Annotated in this window: 18 protein-coding genes and 1 tRNA gene; 7 read left to right on the forward strand and 12 right to left on the reverse strand. The window is 63.3% G+C overall.

Annotated elements, in window-relative coordinates; translation table 11 throughout:
* Positions 1-144 precede the first annotated feature (144 nt).
* From BPNPMPFG_RS07585 to mgtE, 3 genes are all read right to left on the reverse strand, one after another.
* On the reverse strand, positions 145-1,350 hold the full coding sequence (locus tag BPNPMPFG_RS07585; protein ID WP_258594433.1) for an integrase core domain-containing protein: 1,206 nt from the start codon (positions 1,348-1,350) through the stop codon (positions 145-147).
* A gap of 267 nt (positions 1,351-1,617) precedes the next feature.
* Positions 1,618-2,004, reverse strand: coding sequence for a MerR family transcriptional regulator (locus BPNPMPFG_RS07590; protein ID WP_006203215.1), 387 nt, complete (start codon positions 2,002-2,004; stop codon positions 1,618-1,620).
* A gap of 150 nt (positions 2,005-2,154) precedes the next feature.
* Entirely contained in the window at positions 2,155-3,573 is a 1,419-nt protein-coding gene (gene mgtE / locus BPNPMPFG_RS07595) for a magnesium transporter (protein ID WP_258594434.1), read from the reverse strand.
* A gap of 498 nt (positions 3,574-4,071) precedes the next feature.
* Here mgtE and BPNPMPFG_RS07600 point away from each other — a divergent pair, with 498 nt between their 5' ends.
* The 5 genes from BPNPMPFG_RS07600 to sucD all read left to right on the forward strand — a co-directional run bounded on the left by BPNPMPFG_RS07600 (position 4,072) and on the right by sucD (position 9,076).
* Positions 4,072-4,641, forward strand: coding sequence for a LuxR C-terminal-related transcriptional regulator (locus tag BPNPMPFG_RS07600; RefSeq protein ID WP_413776864.1), 570 nt, complete (start codon positions 4,072-4,074; stop codon positions 4,639-4,641).
* A 134-nt stretch (positions 4,642-4,775) separates the two neighbouring features.
* Positions 4,776-5,966 (forward strand): aminotransferase class V-fold PLP-dependent enzyme, encoded by a 1,191-nt coding sequence (locus BPNPMPFG_RS07605; RefSeq protein WP_258594438.1) that lies wholly within the window; start codon positions 4,776-4,778, stop codon positions 5,964-5,966.
* A gap of 12 nt (positions 5,967-5,978) precedes the next feature.
* Positions 5,979-6,959: an HpcH/HpaI aldolase/citrate lyase family protein gene (locus BPNPMPFG_RS07610; RefSeq protein ID WP_258594440.1), complete on the forward strand. Its 981-nt coding sequence runs from the start codon at positions 5,979-5,981 to the stop codon at positions 6,957-6,959.
* A gap of 19 nt (positions 6,960-6,978) precedes the next feature.
* Positions 6,979-8,163, forward strand: coding sequence for a malate--CoA ligase subunit beta (locus BPNPMPFG_RS07615; RefSeq protein WP_258594442.1), 1,185 nt, complete (start codon positions 6,979-6,981; stop codon positions 8,161-8,163).
* Positions 8,164-8,176: 13 nt separating this feature from the next.
* Positions 8,177-9,076 carry a succinate--CoA ligase subunit alpha gene (sucD, locus tag BPNPMPFG_RS07620; protein WP_258594443.1) on the forward strand — a complete coding sequence of 300 codons (900 nt, stop codon included), beginning with the start codon at positions 8,177-8,179 and terminating at the stop codon, positions 9,074-9,076.
* Between the two features lie 26 nt (positions 9,077-9,102).
* On the opposite strand, the gene BPNPMPFG_RS07625 is transcribed toward sucD, so the two are convergent.
* Together BPNPMPFG_RS07625 and BPNPMPFG_RS07630 are read right to left on the reverse strand one after the other, a co-directional pair.
* A complete protein-coding gene (locus BPNPMPFG_RS07625) occupies positions 9,103-11,541 on the reverse strand; it encodes a GcvT family protein (protein ID WP_258594444.1) in 2,439 nt (812 codons plus the stop codon).
* Positions 11,542-11,811: 270 nt separating this feature from the next.
* A tRNA-Leu gene (locus tag BPNPMPFG_RS07630) sits at positions 11,812-11,896 on the reverse strand.
* A 237-nt stretch (positions 11,897-12,133) separates the two neighbouring features.
* Here BPNPMPFG_RS07630 and lipB point away from each other — a divergent pair.
* Entirely contained in the window at positions 12,134-12,877 is a 744-nt protein-coding gene (gene lipB, locus BPNPMPFG_RS07635) for a lipoyl(octanoyl) transferase LipB (protein ID WP_258594445.1), read from the forward strand.
* 165 nt (positions 12,878-13,042) lie between these two features.
* Here lipB and BPNPMPFG_RS07640 read toward each other — a convergent pair whose 3' ends face one another.
* The 4 genes from BPNPMPFG_RS07640 to proS all read right to left on the reverse strand — a co-directional run bounded on the left by BPNPMPFG_RS07640 (position 13,043) and on the right by proS (position 18,117).
* Positions 13,043-14,293 (reverse strand): site-2 protease family protein, encoded by a 1,251-nt coding sequence (locus tag BPNPMPFG_RS07640; protein WP_258594446.1) that lies wholly within the window; start codon positions 14,291-14,293, stop codon positions 13,043-13,045.
* 523 nt (positions 14,294-14,816) lie between these two features.
* Positions 14,817-15,509 (reverse strand): ABC transporter ATP-binding protein, encoded by a 693-nt coding sequence (locus BPNPMPFG_RS07645; protein WP_258594448.1) that lies wholly within the window; start codon positions 15,507-15,509, stop codon positions 14,817-14,819.
* Positions 15,506-16,792, reverse strand: a complete 1,287-nt coding sequence (locus tag BPNPMPFG_RS07650) for a lipoprotein-releasing ABC transporter permease subunit (RefSeq protein ID WP_258594449.1) — start codon at positions 16,790-16,792, stop codon at positions 15,506-15,508. The genes BPNPMPFG_RS07645 and BPNPMPFG_RS07650 overlap by 4 nt, the downstream gene beginning before the upstream one ends.
* Positions 16,789-18,117 carry a proline--tRNA ligase gene (proS, locus tag BPNPMPFG_RS07655; RefSeq protein WP_258594451.1) on the reverse strand — a complete coding sequence of 443 codons (1,329 nt, stop codon included), beginning with the start codon at positions 18,115-18,117 and terminating at the stop codon, positions 16,789-16,791. The genes BPNPMPFG_RS07650 and proS overlap by 4 nt, the downstream gene beginning before the upstream one ends.
* A gap of 217 nt (positions 18,118-18,334) precedes the next feature.
* Between proS and BPNPMPFG_RS07660 the strand changes: the two genes are divergently transcribed.
* Positions 18,335-20,833 (forward strand): caspase family protein, encoded by a 2,499-nt coding sequence (locus BPNPMPFG_RS07660; protein WP_258594453.1) that lies wholly within the window; start codon positions 18,335-18,337, stop codon positions 20,831-20,833.
* A 501-nt stretch (positions 20,834-21,334) separates the two neighbouring features.
* Here the strand turns inward: BPNPMPFG_RS07660 and BPNPMPFG_RS07665 are convergent.
* From BPNPMPFG_RS07665 to BPNPMPFG_RS07675, 3 genes are all read right to left on the reverse strand, one after another.
* Positions 21,335-21,619, reverse strand: coding sequence for a DUF1467 family protein (locus BPNPMPFG_RS07665; RefSeq protein ID WP_258594455.1), 285 nt, complete (start codon positions 21,617-21,619; stop codon positions 21,335-21,337).
* Entirely contained in the window at positions 21,616-22,020 is a 405-nt protein-coding gene (gene mce / locus BPNPMPFG_RS07670; protein WP_258594456.1) for a methylmalonyl-CoA epimerase, read from the reverse strand. Before mce ends, BPNPMPFG_RS07665 begins: the two co-directional genes overlap by 4 nt.
* A 120-nt stretch (positions 22,021-22,140) precedes the next feature.
* A complete protein-coding gene (locus tag BPNPMPFG_RS07675; protein ID WP_258594458.1) occupies positions 22,141-23,811 on the reverse strand; it encodes a ribonuclease J in 1,671 nt (556 codons plus the stop codon).
* Positions 23,812-23,815: the final 4 nt, after the last annotated feature.

Consider the following 23,815-nt stretch of genomic DNA (forward strand, 5'->3'; position numbering starts at 1 on the left):
GGAAGACCAGGAGAATCGCTTCAGATCAATGACAGTTTCCAACTTGTGGCAGAGACCAACAATTTGTCGATGTCGGCGCCGCCCCTCACCTGCCTGCCGGTGTCCAGCCGATAGATGGGTAACACTTTGAACCGGATACATGGGTTACAGTTCTCCCCCTGTATTGTCCGTTGCAGCGCCAAGCGGTTTGGTTGGCGCGGCGCTGCGGCGGACAAGCTTCATGCGCCTGGTGTCGATGATGCCGAGCGGATGGGCATGGAAGGAGAGTGCCCATTCGCCGCCCTCGGTTTCGGTGGCGGCGACCGCTTCGCCGACCAGCGCCTTTGAGATGTAGATGAAGCCGCCATTCCACCTGATTTCGCCATTGTGGCGCACATGGCGCACCGCCGCCTCGTCCGGATAATCGGGCTCGGGTGCTGTTTTTGGCATGGCGCGCTGTGACGGGCGGTAATGCTGGGCTGGAGTGTCCATGGCGAGCGCCTCATGCGGACGCTCCTCATTGTAGCTACGCCGGAAGGCCTCGAAGGCCTGGCCCTGAGCCGTTCTGTCGGCCTCCGGCGTCTCAGCCAATGGCAGCATGGTCAGATGAAAGCGCTCGTGGCGTCCATTCTGCTGCGGCTTGCCAGGCGCGATCCGCTCCAGGATGATCCCGAGCTTGATGAAGCGCACCGCAAGCGGCGTCAGCCCAGTGACGCCGGCCGATGCAAACGGTGAACCGTTGTCGCTTCTGAACCGATCCGGCAGGCCATGCTCCTCAAACAACCGCTCGAACACCGGCCAGGCCTCGCTCTCTGCTGTTGACCCCGTCGCTTCCAGCGCCAGCAAGTAGCGGCTCGACGCATCCATCACCGTCAAGGGCTCGCAACGCCACCCGTCAACAGTCCGGAACCAACCCTTGTGATCACCCGTCCAGACTGCGTTCGGCCCCTCTGGCTCCGGCCACGGACCATTGCCGCAGGCCCGCAGGTGCGGCCGCTTGCGAGTGCCGACAAGTCCATGCCGCGCAAGGATCGCGCCCACCGTCGAGGCTGAAGGCCAGACCAGCTCGGGCGCCGTGCGCTTGAGCCGCGCAACGATCTTCTTAGGCCCCCACAGCGGGTGCGTCTCCTTCGCCGCGACGATCCGCTCCACCAAGTCAAGCGCCGTCGCCCGGCCATGATTGAGCGGTGCTCGCGGCAGATCGTGCAAACCTTCCGGGTCAAACGCGCGATAGCGACCAAGCCATTTGTAGCCGCTCTTACGCGAGATGCCGTACGCCGCACAAAGCGCGCTCATCGTCTCCTCGCCTGCCAGACAATCCGCAACAAACCGAAGTCGTTCGTCCATGATGCCAGTCTCTCGCCAAACCATCGCCGGTCCTCCCGGCGGACAAGAAAACTGTCACCCATGCTATCGGTCCATTCTGTTACCTATCTATCCGGTTCGGACACCGGCACCCTCTCCCCGTATAGTGACGGGGAGAGGGTCGCTCATCGCCGATTTCGCCAACGTCGCAAGAATGGCGCCAAGGTTTGCGGCCAGCCCACTTCTCCCCGTCACTATACGGGGAGAAGTGCCCGGCAGGGCGATGAGGGGCGGCGCCAGCGCCTGGAGGCGATTGTCCTGTCGGGAAGACCGTCAGGTATTCACACCGAGTTCGACCAGCCGCTCGACGCAGGATTCCTCTGCCTGGTCCAGTTCGGCCAGCGTCTCTTCGAGATCGCGCCGCTTCTGCCGGAGATCCTCGCGCTTTTCCTCAATGCGCTTGATCATCAGCTTGAGTTGACCGACCTCGCCGGGCGGCTCCTTGTACATCTGGATGATTTCGCGGATTTCGTTGATCGAGAAGCCGAGCCTCTTGCCGCGCATGATCTGCCGGATAAGGTGGCGGTCGGACGGGCGAAACAGCCGCGTGCGGCCGCGCCGCACCGGCTGCACCAGCCCTTCGTCTTCATAGAAGCGCAGCGTCCGCGTCGAGACGTCGAATTCACGGGTCAGCTCGGTGATCGAATAATATTCCCGCATTGTCACTCCCGCACGCCGGAATCCCGGCGATCGCCAGTCATCCGGCGTCGCCTTCTGTCCCGCACCAAACCCAGGCCACGCCGGAATCGACATGGCGCCCCGCGCGAGCCTCGCATGGCATTTACGTAAAAGTCAATTGAGGGCTCGCCTTCAAGGCACCCCGAACCACCACGTGGCAATACCGAGAAAGGCGAAGAAGCCGACGACGTCGGTGACCGTGGTGACGAAGACCGCCGAAGCGACCGCCGGGTCGACCTTGAAACGGTCGAGCAGCAGCGGGATCAGGATGCCGGCCAAGGCTGCCGCGAACATGTTGATGATCATCGCCGCCGCGATGATGCCGCCAAGATTGTTGTCGTGGAACCAGATCGCGGCGACGATGCCGATCAGGATGGCAAAGACGATGCCGTTGATGAAGCCGACGCCCATCTCGCGGCGAATGATACGGCCGGCATTGTAGATGTCGAGATCCTTGGTTGCCAGCGCCCGCACGGTGACGGTCATGGTCTGCGAGCCGGCATTGCCGCCCATGCCGGCGACGATCGGCATCAGCACCGCCAGCGCCACGATATGCTCGATCGTGCGGTCGAACAGGCTGATCACCGACGCCGCCAGGAATGCCGTCAACAGATTGATCAACAGCCATGGAACGCGCGAGCGCGAGGTCGAAAAGACACTGTCGGACAGCTCTTCGTCACCAACGCCGCCCATGCGCATCAGATCTTCCTCGGCCTCCTGCTGGATGACGTCGACGACGTCGTCGATGGTCAGCACGCCGACCAGCCGCTCATTCTCGTCGACGACGGCGGCCGACAAAAGGTCGTACTGCTCGAATTCCCGCGCCGCCTCTTCCTGATCCATGGTGGCGGGAATGGCGTGCCGCGTTTCATGCATGACCTCCCCGACCTTGACAGCGCGCCTGGTGCGCAGGATCTGGTCGAGGTCGATGGCGCCGAGCAGCTTGAAGGTCGGATCGATGACGAAGATCTGGCTGAAGCGCTCAGGCAGGTTCTTGTCCTCGCGCATGTAGTCGATGGTCTGGCCGATCGTCCAGAACGGCGGCACCGCGACGAACTCGGTCTGCATGCGGCGGCCGGCCGTCTCTTCCGGATAGTCGAGCGAGCGGCGCAGCCTGATCCGTTCGGTGAACGGCAGCTGCGACAGGATCTCGTCCTGGTCTTCCTTTTCAAGGTCTTCGAGAATGTAGACCGCGTCGTCGGAATCGAGCTCCTGCACCGCCTGGGCGATCTGCGCGTTGGGCAGGTTGTCGACGATCTCCATGCGGATCGCCTCGTCGACCTCGGTCAGCGCGGAGAAGTCGAAATCGGCGCCCAAGAGTTCGACCAGCGCGCGGCGCTGTTCGGGATGCAGCGCCTCGAGCAGGTCGCCGAGCTCCGACTGGTGCAGGTGGTCGACTTCATGCTTGAGCGTGAGCGTGTCGCGATCGGCGATCGCCGCGCCGATCTGGGCAAGGAAGGACGACAGGACGACGCCGTCCTCGCCATAGATATCGGCCCGAGCATCCTCAGCGGCCCTGGCGCCGGTCGTCCGTTCGTCCTGGCCTTCCACCAGCGCCTCCCGCCATCGCAATTCGGAAAAGGTGCGTCTCAGGTCTAGAACATCGGACCCAAAAGGGGAAACCGGTTTTGGGAAAACCCGATGCTCAATCCAGAGATAGCGCGGCAGCACGATTCGATTTGGGAACCCATCGCTCTAACACACTGAATATCAAACGAAATGCGCGTGCTCCATCAGGTCGACTACACCCGGAGGCCGACATCGCCAGGCCCGGGCTGACGACGCCAATCCGGTCAAAACCAACCGGATACCGGTTCAGGTGGCGCGACAGCGCATGTCGCTGGGGAAAGAGCACCCTTGTGCGGTTGCAGCGATTGTCATGACGCAGGGTCCGGATATCAGCCGGATCCGCCCATATCCGCAACCGGTCCAGAACGGAAGCCCTTGAGCGCACGGTCGGCGAGAACGAACGAAGCCACATCAGCACAGCAACGCGTTCGCGTCGTTGTCGCCGAGCGCAATCCGCTTGTCATATCGGCGCTGCGCGAAATGCTGGAATGCGACGGACGTTTCGAATTGCTGAGCGCCGTGCCGAGCGGCAAGCAACTCCTGGAACTGGCAATGAAGACCAAGTTCGATGTCGCTGTCATCGGTTGGAGGCTCGCCGACATGGACGGTGCGGATGTTCTGGCCGAAGTCCAGAGCCGCAAGCTCGATATGCGCATCACGGTGTTTTCCAACGACCATGACATCGGCATCTTGAAGCAGTGCGTGCGGCTTGGTGCTCAGGGCTACTGCTTCCAGTTCGACGATCCGCATATCATCTTCGAGACGATCCTGGCGGTCGCGCACGGCCGCATCTGCATCCCCTACATCGACATCAACAAGGTCAACGACACGCCTTTGGCGCAGCTCACGGTTCGCGAGCGCGAGCTGCTGGCGGTGCTTTCCGACGGCTGGACCAACCTTCAGATCGCGACGCGCACGGGCATCTCCGAGAATACGGTGAAATACCACCTCAAGAATCTCTATGACAAGCTTGACGTCCGCAATCGGGCGATGGCCGTCGCCCTCTATTCGAGCGAGAAGCGGCGCGGTCCTAAACAGCCTTTCGGGTAGGCCCAATGGGTAGGCCAAGCGGGTAGGTTCGACCCACCCGCGCGCGGCGAGAACTTACCCACCAAGGTGTTGTTGCCCCTCGCCGTCCAGACGAAACTCCCTCCACAAATCTCTAGCATCGGAGGAGTTCGCGCATGGCTGGGTTCACCCACCTTTTTATTCCAGGACCCACCAACATTCCGGAGCAGGTCCGGCAGGCGATGAACCTTCCGATGGAGGATATGCGCGCCGGATCATTCCCCGATTTCACGCTGCCGCTGTTCGAGGACATCAGAAAAGTCTTCAAGAACGAAACCGGCCGCGTCTTCATCTACCCGTCGTCCGGCACCGGCGCCTGGGAGGCGGCCATGACCAATGTGCTCAGCCCCGGCGATCGCGTGCTGATGTCGCGCTTCGGACAGTTCTCGCATCTGTGGGTCGACATGGCCGAGCGCCTCGGCTTCGAGGTCGACGTGATCGACTGCGAGTGGGGAACCGGCGTGCCGCTCGACCTCTACGCGGAAAGACTGAAGGCGGACAAGGCACACCGCATCAAGGCGGTCTTCTGCACGCAGAACGAGACCGCGACCGGCGTCACCAGCGATGTCGCCGGCTGCCGGGCCATACTCGACGCGGCGAACCATCCTGCCCTTCTCTTCGTCGACGGCGTGTCGTCGATTGGCTCGATCGACTTTCGTCAGGAAGAATGGGGTGTCGACTGCGCCGTCAGCGGCTCGCAGAAGGGCTTCATGCTGCCCGCCGGCCTCGGCTTCCTCTCCGTCAGCAAGAAGGCGCTCGTCGCTTCCAGGGTCGCGACCCACCGGCGCTGTTTCTTCTCGTTCGAGGACATGATCCGCGCCAACGACGCCGGTTATTTCCCCTACACGCCGGCGACGCAGTTGCTGCGCGGCCTGCGCGCCTCGCTCGATCTGATCGCCGAGGAAGGTCTCGACAACATCTTCGTTCGTCACCATCGCCTCGCCGAAGGCGTGCGCAAGGCGGTCGACGCCTGGGGCCTGAAGCTTTGCGCGAAGGCGCCGAAATGGCACTCCGACACCGTCAGCGCCATCCTGGTGCCGGAAGGCATCGACAGCGCCGACGTCGTCAAGCGCGCCTACCAGACCTACCGGACCTCGCTCGGAGGCGGTCTCAACAAGGTGTTCGGCAAGGTCTTCCGCATCGGCCATCTCGGCTGGCTGAACGAGGTGATGGTGCTCGCCTCGTTGTCTGCGGCGGAAATGGCGCTGCTCGATTGCGGCGTCCGGCTGGCGCCGGGCTCGGGCGTCGGCGCCGCCATCCAGCACTTCCGTGCCTCGGCCGGGGTATCTGTCGCCGAGGCGGCGTGAGAGGACGCGACCATGAGCCACACGATCAACCATCTGAAAAAGCTCCGGCTGCAGCGCAGCGAACTTGCTGTTCCCGGCTCCAGCCCGGAGATGATCGAAAAGGCGGCGAACAGCGCCGCCGACTTCGTCTTCCTCGACATCGAGGACGCGGTGGCGCCGCCGGACAAGGAACGCGCCCGCAAGAACATCATCCAGGCGCTCAACGACATCGACTGGCGCGCCAAGGGCAAGACCGTTTCGGTGCGCATCAACGGCCTCGACACGCACTACATGTATCGCGACGTGGTCGACGTGATGGAACAGGCCGGCGACCGGCTGGACACCATCCTTGTGCCGAAAGTCGGCGTTCCGGCCGACCTCTATATGGTCGAGGCCATGGTCAACCAGATCGAGATGGCCAGGGGCTACAAGACCCGCGTCGGCCTAGAAGCCCTCATCGAGACGGCGCTCGGCATGGCCAATGTCGAGGCGATCGCCGCGACGCCCGGCCGCCTGGAGGCGATGCATTTCGGCGTCGCCGACTATGCCGCCAGCAACAAGGCGCGCACCGTCAACATCGGCGGCCTCAATCCCGACTATCCGGGCGACCAGTGGCATTTCGCTCTGTCGCGGATGACGGTTGCCTGCAGGGCCTACGGCCTGCGCGCCATCGACGGGCCGTTCGGCGATTTCTCGGACCCTGAGGGCTACACCGCGGCGGCAAGGCGCGCGGCGGCACTTGGCATCGAAGGCAAATGGGCGATCCACCCCTCGCAGATCGCGCTGGCCAACAGCGTGTTCTCGCCGCCGGAAAAGGAAGTCGTCCGCGCCAGGCGCATCCTGGAAGTGCTGAGGGAAGCCGAGGCGCTCGGAAAGGGCGCGGCAGCGCTCGACGGCAAGATGATCGACGCGGCGTCGGAACGCATGGCGCGCAACGTGCTGGTGGTCAACGAAGCCATCGAACGCGCCGGCCAACTTGATAGCCAACAACAGCCGCACGCCGCCACGCACTGAAGGTTTTTGGGAGGACAAGATGGACATTCACGAATACCAGGCCAAGGAACTGCTTGCCCGCCACGGGATTCATGTTCCGCGCGGCGGCCTGGCCTACAGCCCCGAGCAGGCAACCTATAGGGCGCGTGAAATCGGCGGTGGCAAATGGGTCGTCAAGGCGCAGGTTCATTCCGGTGCCCGCGGCAAGGCCGGCGGCATCAAGCTCTGCGCCAATGACGAGGAGATCTCCAACGCGGCCGAAGCAATGCTCGGCCGCAAGCTTGTGACCCAGCAGACCGGCCCGCGGGGCAAGCTGATATCGCGGCTCTATCTCGAGGAGGCCGTCGACATCGCGCAGGAGCTCTATGTCGGCTTCGTTCTCGACAGGAAACAGGAGCGCGTCATGATCGTGGCGTCGGCCGCCGGCGGCATGGAGATCGAGGATATCGTCGAGAGGGCGCCGGATTCCATCATCCGGACCACGGTCGATCCGGGAGTCGGCATGCAGCGCTTCCAGGCGCGGGAGATCGCTTTTGGGCTCGGCCTGGATCAGAAGCTGATCGGCAAGGCGACCGAAACCATCTTCAGCTGCTACCAGGTGTTCCGCGACTACGACGCCTCCATGCTGGAGATCAATCCGCTAGTGGTGACCCGCGACGGCAACCTTGTGGCGCTCGACGCCAAGATGTCGTTCGACGAGAACGCGTTGTTCCGGCGGCCGGAAATCTCCGAGCTGCGCGACAAGAGCCAGGAGGACCCACGCGAGACCTTCGCCAGCGACCGCGGCCTCTCCTATGTCGGCCTCGACGGCAACATCGGCTGCATCATCAACGGCGCCGGCCTCGCCATGGCGACGATGGACATGATCAAGATCGCCGGCGGCGAGCCGGCGAACTTCCTGGACATCGGCGGCGGCGCCTCGCCGGAGCGGGTGGCGAAATCGTTCCGCGCAGTGCTTGGCGACAAGAATGTCGAGACCATCCTGGTCAACATCTTCGCCGGCATCAACCGCTGCGACTGGGTCGCGGAAGGCGTCATCAAGGCGATCCGCGAAGTCGGCGTCAACGTGCCGCTGGTGGTGCGGCTTGCCGGCACCAAGGTCGAGGAAGGGCGCCGCATCCTGGCCGATTCCGGCGAGGCGGTGATCGTCGCCGAAACGCTGGCGGAAGCCGCCGAAAAAGCCGTCGCCGCCTGGCGTTCGGCAACGCTCAAAAAAGCAAGCTGAGGGAGCTCAAGACATGGCAATCCTGCTCAACCGCGGCACCCGGGTCATCGTCCAGGGTTTTACCGGCAAGATCGGCAGCTTTCACGCCGAGGACATGAAGCGTTATGGCACCAAGCTCGTCGGCGGCGTGACACCAGGCAAGGGTGGGCAGACGCATCTCGGCCTGCCGATCTTCAACACCGTCAAGGGCGCGGTGCGCGAAACCCGCGCCGAAGCCAGCATCGTCTTCGTGCCGCCGCCTTTCGCCGCCGACTCGATCATGGAAGCCGCCGATGCCGGCATAAAGCTATGCGTCTGCATCACCGACGGCATCCCCTCGCAGGACATGATGCAGGTGAAGCGCTACATGCTTCGCTACCGTTTCGAGGACCGCATGCGGCTGATCGGGCCGAACTGCGCCGGCGTGATCACGCCCGGGCAGGCACTGATGGGTATCATGCCGGGCAGCATCTATCTCCCCGGCCGCGTCGGCATCGTCGGGCGCTCGGGCACGCTCGGCTATGAGGCCGCCTCGCAGATGAAGGCGCTTGGCATCGGTGTCTCGACCAGCGTCGGCATCGGCGGCGATCCGATCAACGGCTCTTCCTTCAAGGACATGCTGAAGCTGTTCGAACAGGACGACGAAACCGACGCCGTGGTGATGATCGGCGAGATCGGCGGACCGCAGGAGGCGGAAGCCGCGATCTGGGCGCGCGACAACATGCGCAAGCCGCTGATCGCCTACATCGCCGGGCTTTCCGCACCAAAGGGCCGGCGCATGGGCCATGCCGGCGCCATCATCTCGGCCTTCGGCGAGTCGGCGCAGGAAAAGGTCGAAATCCTGAAAGAGGCCGGCGTCGTCATCGTGCCGACGCCATCGTCTTTCGGGGAGGTCGTGGCCGATACCCTGGCCCGGATGAAGAAGGCCGCCTGATTTCCGGCCTCTATGCTCGGGATCCCTCACATACGGCCGCGCGCGCCTTCCGGATCATAGGGAGAGTCGGCGATAACCTTTGCGGGACGGCGCTCGCCCAGAATTGAAACCTCCAGCGCCGTGCCGGAGGTCCCAAGTTCCAGCGGCAGCAGCGCCAGTGCTATGTCGTGGCCGAACGTATAGGAATAGCCTGCAGACGTGACGCGGCCGACAAGCTTGCCGTCGCGATAGACGACCTCATAGGCAAAGGCGCTCGCCCCGTCCGTATCGATGGACAGCGTGACGATCCGGCGTGCCGTACCCTGCTTTTGCTTCGCAGCCAGGGATGCGCGGCCGATGAAGTCTCCCTTGTCGAGCCTCACGAAGCGGTCGAGACCACTCTCCCAGGCCGACAGTTCGAGGTTCATGTCGCGGTACATGGCGCGGTAGGACTTGTCGAGACGCAGCGATTCCAGCGCCTGCAACCCGACCAGCCTGAGCCCGTGCGCCTCGCCTGATTTCAGAAGCGCATCCAGCAAGTGCCGCTGATAGCAGAGCGGATGATAAAGCTCCCAGCCGAGTTCACCCGAGTAATTGACGCGCATCAGCCGCACGTCGCTGGCCAGGCCGACGGTCGCCGACTGCACGCTGAACCAGGGGAAAGCCTCGTTCGACAGATCGATCTCGGTCAGCGGCTGCAAGACGTCGCGCGCCTTGGGCCCGACCACGGTGAAGCTGCCGTGATCGTTGGTGACATTGCGCAGTTGCACGCTGCCGTCCTTCGGCAGCAGCCGGTTGAGGTCGTCGTAGTTCCAACGCTCGGCGCGCGGTGTTGAGACGAGGTAGAACAGGTCGCTCAGCAATCGCGCCACCACATACTCGGCCTGCACGCCGCCGGCCGGCGTGAGGTGATGGGCGAGCGCGACGCGGCCGGGGCGCGGCAACCGATTGGCGAGGATACCGTCGAGCCAGCGCTCGGCGCCAGGGCCGCTGACCTCGAACTTCGTCATCGGCGTCATTTCGACAAGGCCGACGGCTTGGCGGACGGCCCGAACCTCCTCGCCGACATAATTGCCCTTGGCGGTCCAGCGCCAGCTGTACGAATTGCGGGCCTCGACACCCGAGGGCGCGAACCAGCTCGGCATTTCCCAGCCGTTCAGCACATCCCACACCGCGCCGAGCTGGCTCAAGCGGTCGTAGGACGGAGCGGTTTTCTGCGGTCGTGCCGCCGGCATGTCCTGGCCCGGATAATGCTGTGCCGCGTGGGTGCCCCAGGCCTCCCTCACCTTCTCACGAGTCCAGCTCTTGTTGGCATATTCGCCGAAGCGGCGCGGATCCAGTTCTGCCGTGTCGATGCTGTTGCCGCCCTCGGCAATCCGCTCGGAAAGATAGTGGCCGATCGCTCCGCCCCACAGGATGCCACCCGGTACACCTTCGGCGAGCCAGACATTCCGAAGCCCCCACGCCTGCCCCATCAGCGGCAGCTCGTCTGCCGTCATCTGGAAAGGTCCGCGCACATTCCGCTTGATGCCGGCACGCCCGAGCGCGGGCACCAGTTCCGTTGCCCGCTCCCAGTTCCAGGAAACGGCATCGAAATCCTCGTCGAGCAGGTCGGCACCGAACCATTCCGGCACGCCGTTCTCGGCAAACAGCTTGAGTTGCTCTGTTCGCTCGTAGGGGCCGAACATCAGCCCATCGCCTTCTTCGCGCAGATAACCCTCGTAACCCTCGTCCCTCAGGATCGGCATTTCCGGAAGGCCCAGACGCTTGCGTTCCACCACTTCGGGCACTGCGTCGGTGATCCAGTACTGATGCACGATCGGGATTGCGGGAATGTCGAGACCCAGCATGGCGCCGGTCTGGCGCGCATAATTGCCGGTGGCGAGGATAACGTGTTCGCAGACGATGTCGCCACGAGAGGTTCTGACCTTCCAGTCGCCGCCCGGCGTCCGTTCGAAACCCGTCACTTCGGTGCCGAGTTGGATCTTTGCGCCGAGGTCGCGTGCGCCCTTGGCCATGGCCTGGGTCACATCAGCGGGCGCGATGTGGCCGTCATCGGGATGATAGAGGGCACCCAGCATGCCGCTGTTGTCGAGGAGCGGCCAGATCTCGCGCGCTTCGGCCGGCGATACGATCCGCGCCCGTACCCCCTGGGCCTCCGCGACGTCCATGTAGCTGCGGTACTCATCGAGCCGGTCGCGCGTGTTGGCGATGCGCAGCTGGCCGCATTTGTGCCAACCGACCTTCTGGCCGGTCTCGGCCTCAAGGCCTTCATAGATCTCGATGGACTTGGCGATCATTCGGCCGACGCTGAGACTGCGCGCATAGGAGGGTATGAGCCCCGCTGCATGCCATGTCGAACCGGCGGTGAGCTGCGTTCGCTCGAGCAAGGCGACATCGCTCCAGCCGCGCTTTGCCAAGCCGTAGAGAATGCCGGCACCGACACAGCCGCCACCAACGACCACGGCACGAACGTGAGTCAACATACGCGATGCCCCCGAATGGAATTGTGATGAGCACTATAGGCAAGCGCGAGACTGTCAGTCACGCATTTTGCAGCGCCAGCGCCTTTTCCTTGCCGGGCTTACGGCAGGCAGGGGAAGCAGAAATCTTGAAAGAAGCCGGCGTCGTCAGCGAAGCGACGGCCCGGTCTGAATGACGCGCCGCTGCCGTTTCGATCCTCGGGAAGCCCCGTGACCGCGACGTGTCATCGCTTGCAGTCCCGGCTCGCCAGAAGCAATCTGTCAGGGAAATTTTGGTGCGGTCGAGAAGACTCGAACTTCCACGGGTTGCCCCACAGCGACCTCAACGCTGCGCGTCTACCAATTCCGCCACGACCGCACGTGGTAGGAGCCGGAACCGACCGGCTCGCGGCGTGTAGCAAATCGTTTCCGGCGAAACAAGTGCGCGGCAAGCAATAATGTCAGGCGATTGGCATAATGCTCCACAGGGCTGGGATGCAGGGCCGGAACTGGACGTTTCGGCCTGATATCGCCATATGGGAGGCAAATGCATGTCGCCCAAAAGCGCAAGGCGGTTTTGGGACCACGACATGCATAAACGAAAAGACGAAAAGTCATGACAGAACGCAGCCAGATCGCCACGTCGTTCCTGCCGCTCCCCGGTTCAGCACCGGTCGAATGGCGCATCGAGCCGGGCCTCACCGCCTATCCCGATGCGCTGGCCTTCATGGAGGCACGTGCCGAGGCGATCCGCAGTGGGGCGGCCGGCGAAATGGTTTGGCTGGTCGAGCATCCGCCGCTCTACACCGCCGGCACCAGTGCCCGCGGCGAGGACCTGATCGACGCGAACCGCTTCCCTGTGTTCGCGGCCGGGCGCGGCGGCGAATACACCTATCACGGCCCGGGCCAGCGGGTCGCCTATGTCATGCTCGACCTGAAGCGGCGGCGCGAGGATGTCCGCGCCTTCGTCGCGGCGCTCGAACAGTGGATCATCGGCACGCTCGCCGCCTTCAACGTGCAAGGCGAGCGCCGCGAGGACCGGGTCGGCGTCTGGGTTGTGCGGCCCGATCGCCCTGCTTTGCCGGACGGCTCGCCTGCCGAGGACAAGATCGCCGCCATCGGCATCAGGCTGCGGCGCTGGGTGAGCTTTCACGGCATCGCCATCAATGTCGAACCTGACCTCGACCATTTCAGCGGCATCGTCCCGTGCGGCGTGCAGGATCACGGCGTCACCAGCCTCGTCGATCTCGGCCTTCCCCTTGGCATGGCCGATCTCGACCTGGCCCTGAAATCCGCCTTCGAGGACGTGTTCGGTCCTACCACGATTTTGCAAGTCGAAGCAGCACGCAAGGCCGGCTGAAGCTTCCCGCCTGGAACCTGCGCAAGGTGTGTTGAGATTCAGGTCAGGCCGAGTCGAGAACGGTTGGTTCCGAGAACCGGAACGGAGCGTACATTCAGTACGTGAGTACCGGAAGCGCAGGAACCTGCCGTTCGCAGGCCGGCATCACCTGAACATCAACACACCTCAGATGAGCTGCGCGGACGCCCACAGAACGCCATAGCCGTGGATGGCGAACACCGCCAGCAGCGCGCCGGCGATGACGAAGCGGTCGACTGTGCGGATCGGCTTCAGCTCGTGGCGCGGCTTGACCCCGCTGCTCATCGTCAGCAGGCTGAGGATCGAAAAGACCGCTCCCGCCGCCAGCAGAAAGCCTGGGGAAAAGCCGGCCTGCCGGCCAAGCGCCAGGAAGGCCGAAAGCAGGGAGAACGAAGCCAGCGCCAGCATGATCGGCCCCGGGCAGATCTGGCGCAGCACCTGGCCGCCGTCGAACTTCCACACCGGCACCAGATTGGCGATGTTGAACAGGGCGGCAAAGCCCGCCAGCGTCGCCAGCAGCACTGCTGCCAGCCGATGTCCTTCCGCGCCGGCAAAGGTGCTGGCGGCTATTGCGATTGGCACCAGGAAGGCGGAGAAGCCGGCGCCCATCAATGCCACGAAGGCCACTTCAAAACGGCTGTCATAGGGTCGCCCGCCAATGGCGATGCCGCCGAGCAGCGGGATGAAGATCATGCGTGCCTTGCTGTGCCCCATCAGGCGAAATGCCGCCATGTGGCCGAGCTCGTGCAAGGCCACCACCGACGTCAGGATCGCGGCCAGCGCCAGCCCGCCGAGGTGAAGACCGAAGAACGGCCACAGAATCAATGCCGACAGCGCGGCGAAGCCGACCTGGCTGAGCGGATGCTCGAACCAGCCGCCCTTGCGATACTGCCCGGTCCTTGCCCAGCGCTGCAGCTTGGAGAGTTCACGGCGCATGGCGAAATAGCGGAACACCAGGAAGGCAAAGCCGCGATAGCGATCGGTCTGGCTGAGCGTGACCCGCGTGCCGCTGCCTTCGGAAACGAGCTCAGTGGTCTCACGAAAATCCTTCCAGAACGAGGTATCGAGCGCAGTGTCCTCGATGACACGCATCGAGAACCGGCTGCCCTCCACAACGTCTTCAAATCGCGACTTGCGTTCGATCGGCTTGCCGTCGCGGCCTTCCCAGGACAGCATGATGCGGGCCATGCCCTCCCCGTCCAGTGTCTCGGCCGAAAGGATCTCACCGGACCAGCCGGCATCGCTACCGAACGGCCATAGCGCCTGCCAGAGGCGCTGCCGGTCCGCTGCTATCGTGCGGCTGAGTCGGACCGTGCGCAAACCAAGCGGCACGGTCATCAACAGAAAGATCAGCCCGAGATTGCTGGCCACGAGGATGGCCGTGACGATGGGCGACACGCGACGTTGCTCCTGCCTTGGAGGCACACCCTAGCGTCGCGGCGGCAAGAAAGACTTAACGGCGGAACTCGCTTCCCCTGTCGCAAAACATCCGCGTCAGCGACGCTTCAATGAAGGCATGGCGCCGAGTTGATGCCCCCTCTCCCCGTTCTTCACGGGGAGAGGGTAAGGGTGAGGAGTAGCGCGACCGAGGGACGCTTGCGTTCGCGCCACGTCCTCACCACCAAATCACATGGCTCCGATCCAGATCGCCATGGAAATGAGAAAGGTGCTCATGCAAACCAGTGAGACGACATCCTGAACCAGATCGGTCATAACTCTCTCCTGTTGTTGATATGTTCGCAATTTGTTCTAATTTTGTTCGAATGTCAACGACCGGAATCCGGCAGTGTCCGGAATTTCCGGGCGATCAAATCGGCAGGGTTAAGAAAAGGTTGACGGGCGTGCGACAGCTGTGGATGGAGCGGAACGCGCTCTGGTGACGGGCTGTCCCCGAGCCCGCCATCGCTTGTCGAGATTAAAGTCAGCCAGCGCCGAGCGGCACCACTTTGCCGTCAGCGAGCGTGACGCGCCGGTCCATGCGGGATGCCAGTTCGTGATTGTGGGTGGCGATCAGCGCGGCAAGGCCCGATTGCTTGACCAGCGCCGCCAGCGCCTCGAAGACATAAGACGCGGTGACGGGGTCGAGATTGCCGGTCGGCTCGTCCGCCAGCAGCACCAGCGGCGCATTGGCGACCGCACGGGCAATGGCGACGCGCTGCTGCTCGCCGCCGGACAGTTCGGACGGCCTATGCTGCGCCCGCTTGCCGATCTGCATGTAGTCGAGCAGTTGCGCCGCGCGTTCGGAGGCCTCCTTGCGGCTTAGCCCCTTGATCAGCTGCGGCATCATGATGTTTTCCAGCGCCGAGAATTCCGGCAGCAGGTGATGGAACTGATAGACGAAGCCGACATCGTTGCGGCGGATCGCCGTGCGCTCGTCGTCGGAGAGCCGCCCGCAGGCACGTCCGGCCAGGATGACGTCGCCGGCGTCGGGACGCTCCAGCAGGCCGGCAGTGTGCAGCAGCGTCGACTTGCCGGTGCCCGACGGCGCCACCAGCGCCACCATCTCGCCGCGCTTCAGCGAGAAATCGGCGCCGTTGAGAATGGTGAGCTTGCGCGGCCCCTGGACATAGTGCCGCTCGACGCTCTTCAGCTCGATAATGGCCTCTGCCATCACTCGTACCTCAAGGCTTCGACCGGATCGAGACGGGCGGCACGCCACGCCGGAAACACGGTTGCCAGGAACGACAGCCCGAGCGCCATCAGGATGACGTAGGTCGTCTCGCGTGGATCCATCTTCGCCGGCAACTGGCTGAGGAAATAGAGTTCCGGGTTGAACAGCACCTTGCCGGTCATCCAGGAGAAGAACTGGCGGATCGATTCGATGTTGGTGCAGATCAGCACGCCGAGCAGCACGCCGGCGAGCGTGCCGGTCACGCCGATCGCAGCACCCGTCATCAGGAAGATGCGCAGGATGGCGCCGCGCGAAGCGCCCATGGTGCGCAGGATGGCGATGTCATGCCCCTTGTCCTTCACCAGCATGATCAGGCCGGAGATGATGTTGAGCGCCGCCACCAGGACGATCAGCGTCAGGATCATGAACATGACGTTGCGCTCGACCTGCAGGGCGGAGAAGAAGGTCTCGTTGCGCTGGCGCCAGTCGACCATGTCGATCGGCCGCTGCGCCGCCGCCTCCACCTTCGGTTTCAGCGCGTCGACATCGTCGGGATTGTCGACATAGATCTCGATCGTCTGCGCCCGGCCGTCCATGTTGAAATAGGCCTGCGCTTCGGAGAACGGCATATAGACGATGGAGGTATCATATTCGGACATGCCGACTTCAAAAATCGCTGTGATCGGATAGCCCTTCATCCGCGGCGTGGTGCCAATCGGCGTCACGTCGCCGTCGGGCGAGATCAAGGTGATGGTGTCGCCGAGCGCCAGGCCGAGATTCTCGGCCATGCGCTTGCCGATGGCGACGCCCTCGCCTGTGTCGAAACCGGCGATCGAGCCCTGCTTGATGTTGGCCGCGACGATGGCGATCTTGCTGAGATCCTCACCACGGATGCCGCGCACCAGCGCACCGGTCCCACCGCCGACATTGCCTTGCGCCAGCACCTGGCCGTCGATCAAAGGGATGGCGTATTTGACGCCGGGCACGCCGTTGATGCGGCCGGCGACCTGCGCATAGTCCTCAAGCGGCGAATCGAGCGGCTGCACGATCAGATGGCCGTTGACGCCGAGAATGCGCGTCAACAGCTCCGCCCGAAAACCGTTCATCACCGCCATCACCACGATCAGCGTGGCGACCCCCAGCATGATGCCGAGGAAGGAGATCGAGGCGATCACCGAAATCACCGTCTCCTTGCGCCGCGAGCGCAGGTAGCGCCAGGCAACCATGCGCTCGAAGATGGAAAAGGGGCCGGCGCCCGCCGTTCTTGCCGCCACCGCTTCGCTCATGCGGCCGCTCCGAAGCGCTTTTTCACGTCGGCGATCGGCAGCGTCTCGCGCTCGCCGGTCCTGCGATTCTTGATCTCGACCTCGCCAGCGGCAACACCGCGCGGCCCGACGATCACTTGCCAAGGCAGGCCGATCAGATCGGCTGTGGCGAACTTGCCGCCCGGCCGCTGGTCGGTGTCGTCGTAGAGCACATCCTTGCCGGCGGCGACAAAGGCGGCATGCAGCTCGTCACAGACGCGGTCGCACTCCGCATCGCCCGCCTTCATGCTGATCAGCCCGATGTCGAACGGCGCCACCGCTTCCGGCCAGATGATGCCGTTGTCGTCATGGCTGGCTTCGATGATCGCCGCGACCAGGCGTGACGGGCCAATGCCGTAGGAGCCGCCGGAGACGAAATGGTCCTTGCCGTCGGGCCCGGTCACCTTGGCGCCCATCGGCTTGGAATATTTGTCCCCGAAATGGAAGATGTGACCAACCTCGATGCCGCGCGCCGAAACCTTGTCGTCTTCGCCGATCTTCGCCCAGGCCGCCTCGTCATGCATCTCATCGGTGGCGGCGTAGGGCGTCGTCCATGTCTTGACGATGTCGCCGATCTCGGCGTCGTTGGCGAAGTCGGTCTTCTCTCCGGGCACATCGAGCGAAAGATAATCGCGATGGCAGAAAACCTGGCTCTCGCCAGTGTCGGCGAGAATGATGAATTCATGGCTGAGATCGCCGCCGATCGGCCCGGTGTCGGCCCGCATCGGAATCGCTTGCAGGCCCATCCGCGTAAACGTCCTGAGATAGGACACGAACATCCTGTTGTAGGCCGCTTTTGCACCCTCGAAGTCGAGATCGAAGGAATAGGCATCCTTCATCAGGAATTCGCGTGAACGCATGACGCCGAAGCGCGGCCGCACTTCGTCGCGGAACTTCCACTGGATGTGGTAGAGATTGAGCGGCAGGTCCTTGTAGGATTTCACATAGGCACGGACGATCTCGGTGACCACTTCCTCATTGGTCGGACCGTAGAGCATGTCGCGGTCCTGCCGGTCCTTGATGCGCAGCATCTCCTTGCCGTAATCGTCATAGCGGCCGCTTTCGCGCCACAGATCCGCCGACTGGATGGTCGGCATCAGGATTTCCAGCGCGCCGGCGCGGTTCTGCTCTTCGCGGATGATCCGGCAAACCTTGTCCAGCACCCGCTTGCCGAGTGGCAGCCACGAGAAACTGCCCTGCCCCTGCTGGCGGATCATGCCGGCACGCAGCATCAGCCGGTGCGAGACGATTTCGGCCTCGCGCGGATTTTCTTTGAGGATAGGCAGGAAGTAGCGCGACAAACGCATGGACTGGTCCGTGAGTGAGGATGGCCGCGCTGGAATCGGCGCGGCACGGGCTTGCTTGCCCCGGCTTCATAGCCATTTCATGGCGGAATGGAAACCCGGCGAAGCGGGTACATTGGCGCCCTCGTGCCCGGAACCCTTTCGTTCCTTGGATCGTGTCACTCCGGCTTGCCTGAGCCGGAAAGCCGTGGGACCCTGTCGGCTTGGCTGGATTGGGTCATTGCGGTTTTTCCTGGCGGTCATCCTGGGGATCTTTTTCGTCTCGGCAGCCCATGCCGAGCGGCGGGTCGCGCTCATCATAGCGGCCGACGACTATCGGATCGTGCGTCCGCTGAAGAACGCGGTGAACGATAGCCGCACGATCGAAGTGGCGCTGAAAAAACTCGGGTTCGACGTCACCACCGAAGCGAACCGCGACTTGAAACGTATGCGCCGCGCGCTGGAGGACTTTCGCGACGAAGCGGCCGGAGCGGATGTCGCGCTGATCTATTTCTCGGGCCATGGCGTCGAGATTGCGGGCGACAACCGTCTTCTTCCGATCGATGCCGATCCGTCTTCGCTCGACCGGTTGAAGGCCACAAGTCTTCCGCTCGAAGAGGTGCGTGAGACAGTGACCGCGGTCGGCAGGATCGGCCTCGTGGTGCTCGATGCTTGTCGCAACGATCCTTTTGGCCAATCGGGAGACAGTCAGCCTGGCGAAGGACGCGGCGTGGTGTCCATCGCGCCAGAGGTGAAAGCCGAGATCAAGCCAGGGCTTGGCCGCATGGGGCGCGCGGAAAATGTACTGTTCGCCTTCTCTGCGGCGCCCGGTCAGACAGCCTCTGACGGCGCATCCGACAATTCCGAGTTTTCCGCCGCATTGGCCAAGTTTCTGCCCACGGACGGGCTGGAAATACGCTCCGTGCTGACGCTGGTGCAGCAGCAGGTCTACGATCTGTCGCGCGGCAGACAGCTTCCCTATGTCGAGAGCGGCTTGCCACAGCTTTTCTTCGCCGCGCAAGCCAGCAAGGACGCCCTGCCCGAACGCGATCGGCTACTGCTCGCCATGGCTGACGTCACGCCAGACTTGCGCATCGAGGTCGAGGCGGTGGCGGCCAATGCCGACATGCCGCTGGCGCCGCTATACGCCGCGCTTATCACCTCCGACGGCAAGGCGATGGCGCCAAGGCTGCGCCACCAGAAACTCCAGGAAGCTGCCGACGCCTTCACAAAGGTCAGGGCCGATTTGCGCAACTTCGCCTCCTCCGATCCGCAGGTGACGGCATTGCGCCAACAGGCCGAAGCGCAATTGGCACTCGGGTCGTTCGACGAGGCACGTGCACTGCTTGGCAAGGCGGCGGACATCGACGGCAAATCTCGCGACGATCTGAAAAACCGCTTCATCGAGCGTACGCTGTCGGAGGCAACGACGTATTATCTCACTGGCGGCGCCTCGCAGGCGCAATTGCGTTACGACCTCGCCATCCAGGACTTTCGCAAGGCGGTGGCGCTTTACGCTGATGTCGATGGTTTCCAAATACCGGACGACGCGCGCTACCAGCAGACACTGTCCTGGGAACTGATCGGCACATTGGAAACGACCGTCGGCAATTTGCAGGAAGCTGGCAAAGCGTACGATTCCATGGTCCGGTCGGCTGAGAAACGGGCGGCGGCCGAGCCCGACAAGATCGACCACCAGCGCGACCTTGTCGTGGCGCGGAACAAGGTGGCCGACGTCAAGAAGGCGAAGGGCGATATCCCCGGTGCGATCGCTCTTTACGAGCAGGCGCTCACCACGATGAAGGCTGTCCTCGAAAAGGAGCCTACGCTCGGCTATCTGCGCGACTACGCCGTCTGCTTCAACCGCATCGGCGATGCCATGCGGGTATCGGGCGACGGCCCCGGTGCGCTGGCGAACTACCGTTCGGCGCTGAAGGTGGCCGAATTCCTGGTCGAGAAAGCGCCGGACGACAACAGCTTTCGGCGCGACCTTTCCGTCAGCCATTCCAAGGTCGGGCTGGCGCTCAGGCTGACCAACGAGCTGGAAAGCTCGATCGCCGAATATGAAGCGTCCTTGCAGATCACCGAGGCACTGGCGAAGAAGATGCCGGACGACGCCGAACTGCAGCGTGACATTACCGTCAGCCTCACCGCTATCGGCGACCTGCAGCGGCTGACCGGGCACAACGAAAAAGCTTTCGAACCCTACCAGCGCAGCGTCGATATCGCGCAGAAGCTGGTGGCGCGGGACCCCGGCAACACACTATGGCGGCGTGATCTCGAGCTTGCCCTGGGCAAGATAGCCGACGCCCGCGCCGAGGCTGGAGACCTTGATGGATCGCTCGCCGACCGCCGTTCCGCGCAGGCCATTGCGGAATACCTGGCCGAACTCGACCCCGACAATGCCGAATGGCAGCGCGACCTTGCAGTAGGCCACAACCGCATCGGCGATGTGCTGATGGCCAAGGGGGACAAAATCGGCGCGGCTGCCGAATACCAAGCCGGTTTCGTGATCGCCAACACGCAGTTGCAAGCCGACCCGGGCAATGCACAGCGCACGGTCGATGCCGCCTTCAGCCGCTACAAGCTGGCAATCGCCGGTGTTGACCCTTCGAGAAATTTCAAAGCGGCGCTGACCATGCTAACCGGCTTGAAATCGCAAGGACGCCTGCCGGGTGCCAACGAAGGCTGGATCGGCATGGTCGAGAAAGCGATGGCTACGGCCGGTCTCGCAAAATAGCTTCCAGCCGGTGGTGCGAGAGAGCCGAACCCCTTCGGGGATCGGCGTCCCAATTCTTTGCGCGCGTCAACTCAGGAAGGCTGGAAGGCTCAGTCGATCCCTACTGGTCGTTTCCCAAGCAAAGCCTGCCACACTATTGTGCAGTGCAGCACGAGAATGCCCGTTTCAGGGCAAAATTCTTCGTGACATTTTCATTCGCCTTAGGCTAGTGTGCCTCGATAACCGAGAGGGTAGAGAAAAATCTGCTCTCCTACGCGGTCAAAGTCTTGGGAGGATGCGATCTAGGCGCGGTTACTCGCTGCCACCGGAAACCGGAAACAGATCGGACGCGTTTAAATTGCAAGGCCTCGTGCCTTGCTTTTTTTTTGCAAACATCTGGTTAGCGCCAAAGGTTGACAAACGACATGACCATGCGTCAACCAGCGCAAGGTCAGAATCGCAGCGAGCCTTCAGGCGATATCGTGTCGATCTCGAATGTGCTGAAGCTCGGGCCTGAACGGTCTATTTCGTTGGGGTCTGACCGAATTCCGGAATGATGTGCGGAACCTCGTCGAGGCTGTACCCCAACCCTTTCGTCAAGCCATAGAAAATGCCCATGATTACCGCCGTGGCGACGGTCGTTCGCAGGACGGCGCGCAGCATATGCGGGCCGCGCGGTGCACTTGGAACCGTGCCCAGCGTCACGTCGTGATCGTCGTCCTGTGTCCTGACGCTGAACGGCAGCACGACGAACAGCACGATCCACCAGGTGGCGAAGAAAAGTGCGGTGAACGAAACCCAGCTCATGATTGCTCCAGTTCGATCAGCGTGCCGAAGAAATCCTTCGGATGCAGGAACAGCACCGGCTTGCCATGCGCCCCGGTCTTCGGGTTGCCGTCACCCAGCACGCGCGCGCCGGCAGCCTTGAGCTGGTCACGCGCTGCCAGGATATCGTCGACCTCGTAGCAGAGATGGTGCATGCCGCCGGACGGGTTTTTCTCCAGGAAGGCGGCGATCGGCGAGCCCTCGCCCAACGGCTCCAGAAGTTCGATCTTGGTGTTGCCGACATTGACGAACACCACGGTGACGCCGTGCTCCGGCAGTGCCTGAGGCTCCGTCACTTCGGCGCCGAGCGTGTTGCGATAGGCGGCAACGGCGGCAGTCAGATCCGGCACGGCAAGCGCGACATGGTTCAGGCGTCCGAGCATGGGCTTTCCTCAGGGCAGTAAGGCAATAGGGCAGTAGGGAAGAATCTGACGTTCTGACGTAATGCGCCGCATCCTTGTCCCCTACCGCCCTACTGCCCTACTCCCTTATTCCCCTGTTCGTCACCTTGTGACGAACACCGTCACCAGCGGCTTCTTGCCCCAGGCTTCGTTGGCGGCGCCGCGCACGGCGCGCCGTACCGCTTCTTGCACCATGTCGAGGTCTTTTCGGCGCTGGCGGGGGATCGAGTCCACCGCGCCGACCGCCGCATCGATCATCAGATCCTCGAGCGTCTCGCCGCTGGCATCGGCCTCGGCGACACCGATGGCGACCAGATCGGGATCGCCGGCGAGTTCATATTTGTCGTCGAGCACGACATTGACCGCGACATGGCCGGCAAAGGACAGTTTGCGCCGGTCACGAATGCCCATCGCCTGATCGGTGCCGATCAAATTGCCGTCCTTGTAGATGCGGCCGAACGGCACCTGGTCGATGATGGTGGCTGGTCCGGGTGCAAGCCGCAGCATGTCGCCGTCGCGCACCTGCGCCACCTGGCCGATGCCGGAGGTCGACATCAGCGACCCCTGCGCCACCAGATGCGCCGCCTCGCCATGCACGGGAACGCCGATCTGCGGCCGCACCCATTCATACATCTTGCGCAACTCGCTGCGCCGCGGATGGCCGGAGACATGCACCAGCGCGTCGCCGTCCTCGATGATCTTGATGCCGAGGTCGATCAAGCGGTTCTTGATCTCGAGGATAGCCTTCTCGTTGCCGGGAATCGTGCGCGAGGAAAACACCACCGTGTCTCCCGCCGTCAGCGACACCGATTTCATCTCTTCGCGCGACAGCTTGGCAAGGGCCGCCAACGGCTCGCCCTGGCTGCCGGTGCAGATGATGACCAGGTTTTCGCGCGGTATGAAGCCAAAATCCTCTTCGGCGATGAACTCGGGCAGGCCGTCCATGTAGCCGAGCTCGCCAGCCACATCGATGACGCGCTTCAGCGAGCGGCCGAGCACCAGGCACTGGCGGCCGGCATCGCGCGCCGCCTTGGCGATGGAGACGATGCGCCCGACATTGGAGGAGAACGTGGTGACGGCGACGCGACCCTTGGCAGCCTGGATGACGCCCTTCAGTCCCTCGCCGACGGCGACTTCCGAAGGTGACTCGCCTTCCCGCAGCGCATTGGTCGAATCGCAGATCAGCGCCAGAACGCCCTTGTCGCCATAGGCGCGGAAACGCGCCTCGTCGGTTTTCGGGCCGATGGTCGGCTCCGGATCGATCTTCCAGTCACCGGTATGGATGACGGTGCCGGCTGGCGTGGTAATGGCCAGCGACATCGGTTCGGGAATCGAGTGCGCCACCGGAATGGCTTCGATCTCGAACGGACCGACGGTGAATTTCTCGCCTGCCCGGTAGATCGTCAACGGGATCTTCGGTGCGCCCTGCTCGCCCTGCCGCTTGGCTTCGAGCAGGCCCGCGCTGAACGGTGTCATCCACACCGGCGCCTTCAGCTTCGGCCAGGTGTCGAGCAGCGCGCCGTAGTGGTCTTCATGCGCGTGCGTGATGATGATGCCGCGCAGATTGGCGAGGTTCTCCTCGATGAAACGCGTGTCGGGCAGCACCAGGTCGACCCCGGGCAGGCTGGCATCGGGAAAGGTCACGCCGACATCGATGACGATCCACTCGCGCGCGCTCGGCGGGCCGTAGCCATAGAGGGCGAAGTTCATACCGATCTCGCCGACGCCGCCGAGCGGCACGAAGACGAGTTCGGCGTTTTCCGCTTTCGCCATGATT

This window comes from Mesorhizobium sp. AR07 (assembly GCF_024746815.1).
In the GTDB taxonomy this organism is placed as follows: domain Bacteria; phylum Pseudomonadota; class Alphaproteobacteria; order Rhizobiales; family Rhizobiaceae; genus Mesorhizobium.